The following is a 13,813-nucleotide window of genomic DNA, read 5'->3' as shown; positions in this document are numbered from 1 at the left end:
AAATGCTTTTACATAAAATGATTAATACGAGTGACGTTTTCCAGAGATTCTGCACCAGTATTCGTCACGTTTTTCGACCTTTAATATATCAAAGAATTTACTGTAAATGTTAGAAACATCAGCAACTTGCTCTTCAATTACACCTGCAAGTGCGAACTCTCCCTCAGATTTAATTAAAGTTGAGAATTCTTCGGCAAGCATCATTAATGGGCCTGCAAGAATGTTTGCAACAAATACGTCAGCTTTTTCATTTTTAAGCTCAGAATTGAACTCTTCTGGTAGGCCGACATACAGACGATCAAGAACACCATTTAGTTCTGCATTTTGTTTTGTTGCTAAAACAGCTTGTGGATCGATGTCAGTTGCATAAACTTTTTTTGCACCCAACAATAATGCAGCTACGCCTAAAATACCTGAACCACAACCGTAATCGATGACAATTTTATCTTTTACGTCAGTTTGACCTAACCATTGTAAGCATAAGAATGTGGAAGCATGGTTACCTGTACCAAATGCTAGGCCCGGGTCGAGCTTAATATTTACAGCATCGGCTTCAGGTGGTGTCATCCATTCAGGCACGATCCAGTATTTCTCACCAATTTGAATTGGCTCGTAAGCATCCATCCATGTGCGTTCCCAAGCTTGATCTTCAATAAACTCATGGCGTAATGGTGCTTCTGGCATTTGGGCAGTAATAAATGTTAATAAAGCATCAACATCAATTTCTTCGCCTTCTTCTTCGGCGTAGATACCTGTCACAATGACTTTGTTCCAAAGCGGTGTTTCACCCGGAAGCGGTTCTAATAAATCCTGATTTTCAGCATCATCTAAAGTTACGCTGACAGCACCTAGTGAACTTAGTAGTGTTTCTGTGAAATCTACTTGTGCTTGATCAACAGTAATATGAATTTGTAGCCACTTCACAGTTAAGAACCTAATCGTATTATTTAAAGAGCTATTGTAGCGGAACTTCATGAACTCCGACTATAGCTTGACGGGCTAACATAAAAATAAAAGGATACTAAAAACGTATCCTTTTATTAGTTTGGGCTTGAGTGAGTAAATGAAACTAAGTTAGTTGGGTTGAGTTTCAACTTCTGTTGGGGTAAAAGCTGCAAATTTATTGAGCAACAGACCAAAGAGTGCGGCAAAGATATACATAAAAATTGAATAAACCGCTGCAGGCATTGCAATCGCTGTATTCATTAGTACAGTCAGTGCGATAGTCATAGCTAAAGTGCTATTGTGAATACCAATTTCAAAGGCACAGGCGCGGGCTTGTGTACTATTAATACCAAATAGGCGCGGTACAAAATAGCCAATACATAAGCTACAAATACAAAATAGCGCAGTTGCAATACCAACTTGAGAAATATATTCACCAATATTCTGCCGTTCTGCCACTATTGCACCAATAATGATTAAAACCAGAAAAATCACGGCAAATATGCGTAAAGGTTTGTTGAGCTTTTCGCTTAGGCGTGGTGAGTAATGGCGAATGAGCATACCAATGGCAACGGGTACAATAATAATGCTAAAAACTTGTAAGATTTTAGAGAACTGTAAGGTGATTTGTTGACCATCTTGCAGAAAGTGGGAAATCGCAAAATTGACAATTAAAGGTAAAGTAAACGCGGCAATCACTGAGTTAATGGCAGTGAGGCTGATATTGAGCGCTAAGTCACCTTTAAATAAATAGCTAAATAAGTTGGCTGTACTCCCGCCTGGTGAGGCAGCTAAAAGCATGAGTCCGACAGCGAGTAATGGGGGTAATGCCAGTAGTTTACATAGTAAAAATGCAATACTCGTAAGTACGATGAGCTGGCAACACAATGCAACAAGAACAGCTTTAGGGTGTTTTCCGACGCGAGCAAAATCTTTTAAAGTGAGCTCTAGGCCAAGTCCAACCATAATAATGGCAAGTGCTAAAGGGAGTAATATCGTAATAATTTGTGAGTTCATCCTTGCCTCGTTTGTTAATTTTTTCGAACTTAGTAAGCAGTGTTAAGTGAGCAAGCTCCTTGGTTGTGGATTGAAAGTTGTATTTAATTTCTTGTTGTTGCGAGATTTGATCTCAGATTTTTTATGGATTGCCTCAATCTGGTTGAGGCATGATTTGTTACTTCTTAAATAGTGTGTCGTTTGTGCAAGATTGAATACTGTATTAAGGCTTAACTTGGTTGCTGAGTAAATTGCTCTTTTTGCGCGTTAAGATATAGCCAAATCCAAAAGCGAATAAATACATATATATGGAATATACACCAGCAGGGATGGCAATGGTGGTACTAGATAGTACGGAAATTGCAATCGTGATTGAAATGGCAGTGTTGTGAATACCAATTTCAAAAGTACATGCACGGGCTTGTCGTTCTGTTAAGCCTGCTAAATGTGGAACCAGATAGCCAATAAACATACTGCTAAAGCAAAAAATTCCGACTGCAATACCAACATCGACAAAATATAAAATCACATTTGAGCGTTCACGGAACAGTGCATAAATAAAAATTGCGGTGAGAAATAAGATACACAGCATCCGCATGGGGCGATTACATTTTAAAGCAAGGTGTGGAAAATAATGGCGAATAAGCAAGCCAATACACACTGGGATAAAGATGATCAGAAAAATATAGGCGAATTTATCGGCCTGTATGCCAATCGTTGTATCAGACTGCATAAAGTAGTGTAATGATAGATTGACAATAAAAGGCAGGGTAAAGGTGGTAATAATTGAGTTAATAGCAGTTAAGGTTAAATTTAAAGCCACATCACCTTTAAATAGAAAACTCAGTAAATTAGCAGTCGGGCCACCCGGTGAGGCAGCTAAAAGCATAAGCCCAACAGCCAGCAATGGCTCAAGAGCTAAAACGACGCAAATAAAGAATGCAATGCTGGTTAAAATGACCAGTTGGCAAAAAAGAGCCAAAAAAATAGCTTTAGGATAACGCCCTACACGTAGAAAATCTTTAACCGTTAACTCTAGGCCTAGCCCCATCATCATAAAAGCCAAGATGACGGGTAGGAAAAAAACAAATACACCCGAATCCATGGAATATCCTTATTTTTATGTTCCTTCTGGATTGAGTTTAAACAAGTTTTCTAAATAAGCAACAAAGAAAAAGGGCGAAAATTAAGCATTTTGCCCCTTAGTTTGGATGGAGTGTGAACTATATTACATTCATATATTAAAAATTATCGGGGACTGGGTGGTGCAAAGCCTAAAGCACATTTACCTTTCACTTCTTTACCATCTACTGTAATTGATTTGGCGTTTGCATCACTATGACATGCCGAATTCAGCTCGGCTTCTGTGCCTAGTAGTTTAGTTTTGCTGCTAGAGAAAAACTGAGGCTGGCAGGTCCCATTCCAAATAATGCCGCGATAAGCAAAACTAACTTGATCGCCCTGGGTTTTGCCTTTACACACTTGTTGATACTTTTGTGCATCATAAGTGCTTTGAACTTTGTCATTTGCAGAGGCTGTAAATGAAGTTAAACATAAACCATAAAGCATGGCTGAAAGAAAAATATTCTTATACATGGCCGTTGTCCTTAAGTTTTTGTTGGAACACACTCTAGATTAATAAATAGTCAAAATAAAACAACCGCTATTGCGTTATGAAGAGGATATAAATGTTTTAAATTGCTGAATTTTGCAAATTACGTACAGGCTTAAATGGATTTAATGTGCTTTTGTGTAGTGAAAATAAGATAAAAAACGACTGAATCAGTCAACTTATAAGTGAAATTTTGCTATAATCTTGGGTCATCCATTTTTTGAAATCTCTCCATACCACTATGCATTATCCTAAAGTTTACGATGTCATTGTTATCGGTGGCGGTCACGCAGGTACCGAAGCAGCTCTCGCTGCGGCTCGCATGGGTCGACAGACTTTGCTTTTAACTCATAACATTGAGACTTTAGGGCAGATGAGCTGTAACCCAGCCATTGGTGGTATTGGTAAATCGCATTTGGTGCGTGAAATTGATGCCTTGGGCGGTGCGATGGCATTGGCTGCCGATAAAGGCGGTATTCAATTCCGTATTTTAAACTCACGTAAAGGTGCGGCAGTACGTGCAACACGTGCGCAAGCTGACCGTGTACGCTTTAAAGCGGCAATTCGTGAAACATTAGAAAACCAAGCGAACTTAGATATTTTCCAGCAAGCTGCTGATGACCTCATTGTAGAAGGTGATACCGTTAAAGGTGTGATCACACAAATGGGTGTTCGCTTTGATGCAAAAACTGTCGTATTAACTACGGGTACATTCTTGGGCGGTGTGATTCACATCGGTCTAAACAATGCATCGGGTGGTCGTGCGGGCGATCCGCCTTCAATTTCGTTGGCTGCGCGCTTACGTGAATTGAATTTACCTGTAGGTCGTTTAAAAACAGGTACACCACCACGTATTGATGCACGTTCTGTCGATTTTTCTGTAATGACAGCGCAGCCGGGCGACTTCCCATCTCCGACGATGTCATTTATGGGTGATGCGTCTATGCACCCAGAACAAATTAACTGCTATATCACGCATACCAATGAACGCACACACGACATTATTCGTGGCGGTTTAGATCGTTCACCGATGTATACAGGTGTAATTGAAGGTGTAGGTCCACGTTACTGCCCATCAATTGAAGATAAAATTCATAAATTTGCCGATAAAGACTCACACCAAGTATTCCTTGAGCCTGAAGGTCTGGATACTCATGAGCTATATCCAAATGGTATTTCAACATCACTTCCTTTTGATGTGCAGTTTGAATTGGTTCGTTCAATCCGTGGTATGGAGAATGCACACATTCTTCGTCCGGGTTATGCAATTGAATACGATTATTTCAACCCACAAGCATTGAAATTCTCTCTTGAAACCAAAGCAATTAATAACTTGTACTTTGCTGGTCAAATTAACGGTACAACAGGTTATGAAGAAGCGGGTGCACAAGGTTTACTTGCAGGTTTAAACGCTGCGCGCCGTGCATGGGATCAAGAGCAATGGACACCAAAACGTGATGAAGCGTACATGGGTGTATTGGTTGACGACTTAATTACATTAGGTACGAAAGAACCGTACCGCATGTTTACCTCACGTGCGGAATACCGTTTGATGCTACGTGAAGACAATGCGGATCAGCGTTTAACTGCGATTGGCCGTGAAATGGGTCTGGTAGATGATGCGCGTTGGGATTCGTTCTGCCAAAAAATGGAAGCGGTAGAAACTGAAAAAGGCCGTTTACAGCATCTTTGGGCTGCGCCAAACAACCCATTGGGTAAAAAATTCGTTGAAATGACAGGTGATGATCTGTCTAAAGAAACTAACGCAATTGATTTGTTAAAACGTCCAAATATTAATTTTGCTCAAATTGCTGAGCTTACAGGTTCAGAAGTGTCTGCATTTGTGGGTGAGCAAATTGAAATTGCAGTGAAATATGCGGGTTATATTAACCGTCAGCAAGAAGACGTTGCGCAAATGAAGCGTTTGGAAGATACCAAAATTCCTGCTGATTTTGATTATGACGCAGTTTCAGGTCTTTCTCGTGAAATTACCATGAAGCTTAAAGGTGTGTTGCCTGAAACACTTGCACAAGCCAGCCGTATTCCGGGTGTTACACCAGCGGCGGTTCAATTGGTGATGATTACGATTCGTAAAAATGCCAATGCTAAAAAATCTGCTTAAGATTTCAAGTTGAAATAAAAAAAACCCGCTTAGGCGGGTTTTTTTAAATTGTTTGGATTAATAAAGAAAGACCAAAATCAATAATGGTATTTTTTGCTATAAGAATATAAATCTTTAATAACAATATATGGGTTGGGGTTTAAATTGAATCAATTAAGTTTAGAAGATTTGCATTTAATTATTTGTGCAGATTTGTGTGATCAGATTGGAGATGGTGAATATACTCAGTCTGAGCAGGCATGCTTTGTCGCGGGAACTTTAGTACATACGAATAAAGGATTAGTTTCAATTGATCAGCTTAAGATCGGGGATATGGTGCTTTCTAAACCTGAATCTGGTGAAGGAGAATTGGCTTATAAGCGAGTTGTACATACATTTAAGACCAAAGATAAGAAGCCGATCATTTTTCAAAGATATATGACACAAGAGGGTGTCGGGTATTTGTTTTGTACTAAGGAGCACTTGTTTTGGGTGGATGAGTATATAAATGAAATTGAGGGAAAAGTTATAATAAAAGCGATAGGTTGGGTGCCAGCAATTCAGCTTGATGCTACGTGCTTACATTGCTTGCAAACTTCTAATCTTAAATTTGTTGCAGTTGATACATTTGAAGATCAATATAAACTCTTACAAAGTTCTACATTAGACTCTAGATTGGTTTATATGCATAACACCCAAGAACGTATGGGGATTTTTGATTTTCGTAGTGGTAAACCTGTTTGTTTAAAAGGAGGCGGAACTTCATTTGATTCACTCACATCTATATCGAGTGGTAATCTTTTGCCGACTGAAGATGTTTATATTTATCCTTCATCAGATGATATTCCTGAAGTGCAGGAAATATTAAATTCAGATGCTTTAGGAGAATATTGTGATTATGTCTATAATATTGAAGTAGAAGATTATCATACATATTATGTGGGGGATATTGGTATTTGGGTTCATGATATGGGTGGGTGTAAGGTATCTATCGGAATCTGATTTAAGTAGCATTTAAAGTGTGCGATCAGTGCATAATTTCAGGATTCGATGCGTTTTATAATAAATGGTGGCCTTTATGTTTCTTAAATGTAGTTTCAGGAAATTTTGGCGATCAAGGTATTTCATTCGCATATTATGCACGATTATTTTAAATACTTCGTTTTAAATAATCAGATGGGGATAAATCTTTTATTTTGAGTTTTTATTCTTTGGAAGCAATCAACATAATTTTTAAACTGATGGAAAATCTTTGCTAAAATACTCAAAGTTCCAAATTTTGATCATTCCAATGTCATGCTAACTCATTGAACTTGACACTTAAACCACTCAAAACATCGCTTGCCCACATTGTCATCAATACATCATCAATTGTTAAGAAGAGCAATATATTTAACTATGTGAGCACATTTTATTTATGGTGTGAATACATTACCAATGAATCCAAGCAAACCATGCAACAAACAGTTGCTGATTTTCCTGCCAATGATAATCAAATCAATACGTTTGCTGAGTTAATAGTTACGAACAATTCGTGCAATATTTGATTATAAATTCTGATTTCGGTGTGGCAGGCTATTCGCGTTTTAATGGCTTAGCCTTTAACTTCTTCTTCGACTTTATCGTCAGCACTGTCCATGCCAAGCTTTTTAAGTTTGAGTGTCAGCGTATTGTCACCAGTCTTGAAGTCCAGCCATATGGTGCTTACGGCCACGGGGTTGCTGTAAAGTATCATTGATTAGTGCGCAATTTCTTGGACTGTAAAGCTCATTATAAATATTTATTAGTAAGTAATTATTTGATTGTAATACATTTTAAAACCAGAAAAAACACGGATAGAATTTTCAACAGCACAGCATTTTATCTGAAATCATATTATCTATTGTTTTTTGTTATAGCTGTATAGCTAGAAGCTTTGTTTTTATTAAGTTGCTGTTTTTTAGTAATAAAATTAATAAATAAGACTTGAAATGTATTGTTATGCAACCTTTTGCTTATAAGTTTCATTAAGTTTGGCTTATAAATTAAACTTTAATCCGACTATTGTAGTGGTATTTATTGTGACTCAATCGGCAGAGAATGCACACACAGTCAGATGTGGCTGTGTGTGTACTACGGATGGAGTTAGATCATGGCACAAGTACAAACGAGGAAAATACAGAAAATTTTAACGGTATTTTTGTGTTTCTGGGTGGCGTTTTTTGAAGGTTTTGACCTACAGGCACCTGGGATCGCGGCGAAAGGAATTGCAGCGACATTTTCATTAGATCAGGTACAAATGGGCTATGTGTTTAGCTTAGGGGTATTTGGTATGTTATTCGGTGCATTTTTTGGTGGCCGTGTAGCAGATTATTTAGGGCAAAAGAAAGTGTTGATGCTTTCAATTGCAATCTTTGGCGTATTTATGACAATCACTGCATTGGCGCCAAGTGTAGAAATATTATATGCAGCTCGCTTTTTTACAGGCTTAGGTTTGGGGGCTGCTATGCCAACCATGATTTCAGTGGTGGGTGATGAAGCAACTGAAGCAAACCGAGGTAAATTAAACAGCTTGATGTATTGTGGCTTACCTGTAGGTGCAATCTTTGTTGCAAGCTTGGCTATTATCTTTAAAGATATTTCTTGGCACACATTATTTTTAATTGGTGGTTTAACACCTTTAGTATTGCTTCCATTTATGGCAGTTATCTTAAAAGATAAGCGCAAAGAAAAGATCGAATCAGTAGTGGCAGAAGCTGTGCCGCCAATGGCGCAAGTGCTTTTTGCAGAAAATCGTTACAAATACACATTGCCGCTGTGGGTAAGTTTCTTCTTTACCCTAATGGTGAATTACATCTTAATCAGTTGGTTGCCAAACTTACTGATGGAGCAAGGCTTAGAAAAATCACAAGCATTCATGATTATGCTGATTTTCCAAGTAGGTGCGGTTATTGGTACGCTTGGCCTAGGTTACTTACTTGACCGTTTAAAATTGTGGCAAATGGCTGTGATTATCTATATCGGTCTATTTATTGCGGTATTAATTTTATTCACAACCAAATCCATTCCATTGTTGGTATTTGCAGGCTTAATTGGGGGTATTTTCTCTACAGGCGGTCAATCGATTCTGTACGGCATTTCACCAATTTTCTATAACTCAGCCGGCAAAGTAACAGGTGTAGGCAGCGCAATTTCTCTTGGCCGTTTGGGCGCGATGACAGGGCCTCTGCTGACAGGTAAAATTTTAGCGCTCGGTTTGGGCACGACAGGTATCTTGCTTGCAAGTGCGCCGGGGATTGTGCTTTCAGCGGTGGCTGTGGCAGCGTTATCTGCTTATAAATCGAGTAAAAAATAACGCGAATTGTTGTGGTAAAAATTGAGATATAAAAGGAAGCTTTGGCTTCCTTTTTTGTGGAATCTGACATTCAGGCTAAGTTAGAATATAAAAATAGCATCAGCAAATACTGAGTTTTTGCTAAAATCATTTGATTCACTCAAGATATAAATATTCATGGCTTATCAACTTATTCAACTTTCTATTCAGGCAACCGACAATATTAACTGCCCGCACTGCCAGCAAGCCGTGATTAATTGGTCAGAAGAGCAGTATGTACAGCCGTGTGAGCACACGTTATTTATCGCTATGGATATTGGTTTTGAATACATTACGGATGAATTTGAGCATACTTTGCGCCGTACTGTAGATGATATGCATGCCAATGACGATCAAGTGGTGGTGATTGAGGAACTAACAGCATCAAGTTATCCAGATTTTGTTATTTATCAGTCAGATTTAGGTATTGATGGTTACTTGCGCTATGTGGGGATTACTGCTTAATGCACTAAGGTTTCAATAAAAAAGGCTAATCCGAAGATTAGCCTTTTTTATTGCATGAGCCGAAAGAATTAGCTTTCTAATTCTTCTTCAACTTCATCGTCGGCACTGTCCATGCCTAGCTCTTTGAGCTTACGGGTAAGCGTATTACGTCCCCAACCTAAAAGCTCAGCTGCATGACGTTTACGACCACGGGTTTGCTGTAATGCGGCATTAATCAGTGTGCGCTCAAACATAGGTGTGGCAATGTCTAGAATCTTCATTTCGCCATTTTTAAGCTTTTGTACCGCCCATTGGCCAAGTAGCTCGTCCCAATGGTGAATTGAAACACGATCTAAAGTATTTGGCGCAGGCGAACCTTCACCACTTTGGTGAATTGGAATTTGTTTGAGTTCAGAAGGTAAATCTTCAGGATAAACCTCACGACCTGTAATCATCACTGTGAGCCAGCGACAAGTATTTTCCAATTGGCGCACGTTGCCTTGCCAAGGCAGTTTTTGCATATATTCTTGCGTTTCAGGACGCAATATTTTTGGACTGACGCCCAATTCTTTACCTGCACGCGCCAAGAAATGCTGCGCAAGCATAGGTATGTCTTCGCTACGGTGTGCAAGTTTTGGAATGTGAATACGAATCACGTTCAGGCGGTGATACAAGTCTTCGCGGAAGCGACCTTCATGAACAAGTTTTTCAAGGTCCTGATGGGTTGCAGCCACAATACGTACATCAACCTTTACAGGAATATGTCCGCCTACGCGGTAGAACTCGCCATCGGCCAATACACGTAGTAAACGTGTTTGGGTTTCAAATGGCATATCGCCAATTTCGTCTAAAAACAGCGTACCGCCATTGGCTTGTTCAAAGCGACCTTGGCGTTGTGTATTTGCACCCGTAAATGCGCCTTTTTCATGACCAAACAATTCTGTTTCAATCAAATCTTTGGGAATAGCAGCCATGTTGAGTGCAATAAACGGTTTGCTACTACGCGGAGAGTGGCGATGTAACGCATGCGCAACCAACTCTTTACCTGTACCAGATTCACCATTAATGAGTACCGTAATGTGCGATTGTGATAGACGACCAATAGCACGAAATACTTCCTGCATTGCAGGAGATTCACCAATAATTTCAGTGGATTGAATGGGTTGAACGGTTTTTGCAGATTCTTGTTGTTGAAGCTTCGCAATATGCAAAATTGCACGATTGACCAAGGCTAATGCTTCATCAATATCAAAAGGTTTTGGTAGATATTCAAAAGCACCAGTTTGATAGCTCGACACGGCAGATTCTAAATCTGAGTGCGCTGTCATAATAATGACAGGAAGATCGGGATGACTACCTTTGACTTTGCCTAGGAAAGTCAAACCATCAATACCGGGCATACGAATGTCAGTTAAGATGACATCGGGTGCATCTACACTAAGTTGATCGAGTGCAGATTGAGCCTCTTCAAAGCTGGTAACATCAAAACCTTCTTCTTTAAATGTTTTTTCTAAAACCCAGCGCATCGCGCGATCATCATCGATGACCCATATTTTATTTCGCGACATGTCCTGACTCCCAAGGTAAATATAAGCTAAAAGTTGTTTTGCCGGGAACAGATTGGCATTCAATCATTCCGTTGTGTTGATGCATAATATTTTGCGCAATACTGAGGCCTAAGCCTGTACCTTTAGCACGTCCAGTCACTAAAGGATAAAACACAGATTCTAAAATTTCTTCAGGTACACCTGGGCCGTTATCTTCAATGTCAATGCGTACAGCAGAGCGTTTGAGTACACCATTTATGGTAACTAGGCGCTGAATACGCGTGCGAAGAATCAGTTCTGGTTGGTGTTCTTCAAAGAAATCTTTATTTTCAGTCATGGCTTGCACAGCATTAACGCTAATGTTGAGCATGACTTGAATGAGTTGATCGCGATCGGCCATGACATCGGGTAAAGAAAGGTCATAGTCACGTGTGATTTTTATTTTCTTTTTGGTTTGGTTCGCAATGAGGGCACGTACACGTTCTAAAGGCTCGTGTACATTGGTTGGTTCATAGCTTGGAAGTTGGCGTGAACCCAGCATGGTGTCGGCCAAATTACGCAAACGATCGACTTCACTAATAATAATGTCGGTAAATTCACTGTACTGAGGGTCATTTAAACTACGAGCCAAAAGCTGTGTTGCACCGCGGATGCCACCCAATGGGTTTTTAATTTCATGTGCCACGCCACGAATCAGTTGGCGTGCGACTTGATGTTGCTGAATGAGATTCTCTTCTTTAGATATTTTGAGCATTCGGTCAATTGGATTAAGCTCAATAATCAATAAAGGGTGATATGACTTGCCTGAACTTAAAAGCGATACCGTGTAATCAACATGAATGTCTTTGAAGTTCACATTAATCGTTGCTTCGCGTCGTGTATAAGGTTGCCCAGATTGTAGGGTGTTGTTTAGGGCTTCTTCTGTATTGAATTCATCATTGGGCATGTGCAATAAATGAAGTACAGGCAGGCCTTCAGCCCGAAGTAAACTGATGTCAAAAAGTGCTTCACATGACGAATTTAAGTAATAAATATTGAGATTACTATCGACCAGTAAAATCGCTGTGGTTAAATTATCTACTAATAGCCGATAATCGATGGTCATAGGTTGATCCATTAGCGGTGGGTGTTCTGTTTTAAAATGGCGCAATGGCATCTTCATAAGGCATTCTGTTTTCAGTAAACGGACTGAATTGATGCAGAGTAAGCAAAATGCACGCCAACTTTTCTAAAAGAACGCCAAATTTGAGTGCTGAATTAAAAGAATGTGCCGAAGTTGGCCTTTAATTTAAATGTATAGCGAATAAAAAAAGGGCTGTAAATAAAATATGGTTCAAAATGGTGCATTTTTAATTATATGGATGAAATTATAGCATTATTTTGGTGCATGATATAAAGAGTGGCCTTTTCACCTATTTTTATGCAAAGAAAAGACATACAATACGCGCATTCTAGTGGAGCGCAGATTCATGAAATCCCCCAAAGTCGGTTTTGTTTCTTTAGGTTGTCCTAAGGCATTGGTTGATTCCGAACGAATTTTAACTCAGTTAAAAACTGAAGGTTATGATGTTGCATCAGATTATGATGGTGCAGATTTAGTTGTTGTAAATACCTGTGGTTTTATTGAATCTGCAGTACAAGAGTCTTTAGACGCCATTGGTGAAGCAATGAGCGCGAATGGTCGCGTGATTGTGACAGGTTGTCTAGGTAAAGACGAAGACAAAATTCGCCAAATGCATCCAAACGTCTTAAAGGTGACAGGTGCTGCGGCATATCAAGAAGTTATGGAAGCGGTACATGAGTACGTTCCAGAGCCACCAAAACATAATCCATTCATTGACCTTGTTCCAGAACAAGGGATTCGTTTAACACCAAAACATTATGCATATTTGAAAATATCAGAAGGATGTAACCACCGTTGCACATTCTGTATTATTCCAAGCATGCGTGGTGATTTAGTTTCACGTCCAGTGGGCTCGGTATTAAGCGAAGCACAAGCACTCAAAAATGCGGGTGTAAAAGAAGTTCTTGTCATTTCACAAGACACTTCTGCATACGGTGTAGATACAAAGTACAAATTGGACTTTTGGAATGGCCAACCTGTAAAAACTAAGTTTTACGATATGTGTGAAGCTTTAGGGCAGTTGGGTATTTGGGTTCGTTTGCATTATGTCTATCCGTATCCGCATGTCGATGCTGTGATTGATTTGATGGCACAAGGTAAAATTCTTCCATATTTGGATATTCCATTCCAACACGCAAGTCCTAAAATCTTGAAGTTGATGAAACGTCCTGCTCATAGTGAAAATACACTAGAGCGTTTAAAAGTATGGCGTGAAAAATGCCCAGACTTAGTCCTTCGTTCAACTTTTGTTGTAGGTTTCCCTGGTGAAACTGAAGAAGACTTCGTGATGCTGTTAGATTGGTTAAAAGAAGCACAGCTAGACCGTGTGGGTTGTTTTACATACTCACCTGTTGAAGGTGCTACAGCAAACGATCTGCCAGATCATGTGCCTGAAGAGATTAAGCAACAACGCTATGAACGCTTCATGGAAGTTCAACAAGAAATTTCTGCAGCGAAACTGCAAAAACGTATTGGTCAAACCATGACAGTGTTGGTTGATGATTTAGAAGATGAGTTCCCAGTTGCAGTTGCACGCTCTTATGCGGATGCACCTGAAATTGACGGTAACGTCTTTGTCGAAGATATCGATAAATCATTGATTAAGGCAGGTGATTTGCTTGAAGTGGAAATTACCGATGCAGATGAATATGACTTATATGCGAAATTAATTCGTATTAAATGATTCACGAAA

The 13,813-nt window shown here is 39.4% G+C and carries 11 protein-coding genes; 5 read left to right on the top strand and 6 right to left on the bottom strand.

What is annotated here, in order from left to right; genetic code table 11:
* Positions 1-21: 21 nt before the first annotated feature.
* The 4 genes from prmA to HYG93_RS02045 all read right to left on the bottom strand — a co-directional run bounded on the left by prmA (position 22) and on the right by HYG93_RS02045 (position 3,537).
* The gene (prmA, locus tag HYG93_RS02060) at positions 22-924 is read right to left on the bottom strand and encodes a 50S ribosomal protein L11 methyltransferase (protein ID WP_106986705.1); all 903 of its coding nucleotides are present in this window, start codon (positions 922-924) and stop codon (positions 22-24) included.
* 150 nt (positions 925-1,074) lie between these two features.
* Entirely contained in the window at positions 1,075-1,962 is an 888-nt protein-coding gene (locus HYG93_RS02055; protein ID WP_120365348.1) for a bile acid:sodium symporter family protein, read from the bottom strand.
* A 202-nt stretch (positions 1,963-2,164) separates the two neighbouring features.
* Positions 2,165-3,046 carry a bile acid:sodium symporter family protein gene (locus HYG93_RS02050; protein ID WP_106986707.1) on the bottom strand — a complete coding sequence of 294 codons (882 nt, stop codon included), beginning with the start codon at positions 3,044-3,046 and terminating at the stop codon, positions 2,165-2,167.
* A 143-nt stretch (positions 3,047-3,189) separates the two neighbouring features.
* Positions 3,190-3,537, bottom strand: coding sequence for a hypothetical protein (locus HYG93_RS02045; RefSeq protein ID WP_106986708.1), 348 nt, complete (start codon positions 3,535-3,537; stop codon positions 3,190-3,192).
* 257 nt (positions 3,538-3,794) lie between these two features.
* Here HYG93_RS02045 and mnmG point away from each other — a divergent pair, with 257 nt between their 5' ends.
* From mnmG to HYG93_RS02025, 4 genes are all read left to right on the top strand, one after another.
* The gene (mnmG, locus tag HYG93_RS02040) at positions 3,795-5,675 is read left to right on the top strand and encodes a tRNA uridine-5-carboxymethylaminomethyl(34) synthesis enzyme MnmG (protein WP_106986709.1); all 1,881 of its coding nucleotides are present in this window, start codon (positions 3,795-3,797) and stop codon (positions 5,673-5,675) included.
* Positions 5,676-5,819: 144 nt separating this feature from the next.
* Entirely contained in the window at positions 5,820-6,656 is an 837-nt protein-coding gene (locus HYG93_RS02035; RefSeq protein WP_120365349.1) for a Hint domain-containing protein, read from the top strand.
* Between the two features lie 1,129 nt (positions 6,657-7,785).
* Positions 7,786-8,988, top strand: a complete 1,203-nt coding sequence (mhpT, locus tag HYG93_RS02030; RefSeq protein ID WP_106984837.1) for a 3-(3-hydroxy-phenyl)propionate transporter MhpT — start codon at positions 7,786-7,788, stop codon at positions 8,986-8,988.
* Between the two features lie 156 nt (positions 8,989-9,144).
* Positions 9,145-9,471 carry a hypothetical protein gene (locus HYG93_RS02025; protein WP_106984836.1) on the top strand — a complete coding sequence of 109 codons (327 nt, stop codon included), beginning with the start codon at positions 9,145-9,147 and terminating at the stop codon, positions 9,469-9,471.
* A gap of 68 nt (positions 9,472-9,539) precedes the next feature.
* On the opposite strand, the gene glnG is transcribed toward HYG93_RS02025, so the two are convergent.
* Both glnG and glnL read right to left on the bottom strand, forming a co-directional pair.
* Positions 9,540-11,018, bottom strand: coding sequence for a nitrogen regulation protein NR(I) (glnG, locus tag HYG93_RS02020; protein WP_106984835.1), 1,479 nt, complete (start codon positions 11,016-11,018; stop codon positions 9,540-9,542).
* On the bottom strand, positions 11,005-12,114 hold the full coding sequence (gene glnL, locus HYG93_RS02015) for a nitrogen regulation protein NR(II) (RefSeq protein WP_106984843.1): 1,110 nt from the start codon (positions 12,112-12,114) through the stop codon (positions 11,005-11,007). The genes glnG and glnL overlap by 14 nt, the downstream gene beginning before the upstream one ends.
* A 352-nt stretch (positions 12,115-12,466) precedes the next feature.
* On the opposite strand from glnL, the gene rimO reads away from it, so the two are divergent.
* Positions 12,467-13,804, top strand: coding sequence for a 30S ribosomal protein S12 methylthiotransferase RimO (rimO, locus tag HYG93_RS02010; protein ID WP_106984834.1), 1,338 nt, complete (start codon positions 12,467-12,469; stop codon positions 13,802-13,804).
* Positions 13,805-13,813: the final 9 nt, after the last annotated feature.

Source organism: Acinetobacter sp. SwsAc6 (assembly GCF_013391565.1).
In the GTDB taxonomy this organism is placed as follows: Bacteria; Pseudomonadota; Gammaproteobacteria; order Pseudomonadales; family Moraxellaceae; genus Acinetobacter; species Acinetobacter cumulans.
This window is presented reverse-complemented; position numbering and strand designations above follow the sequence as displayed.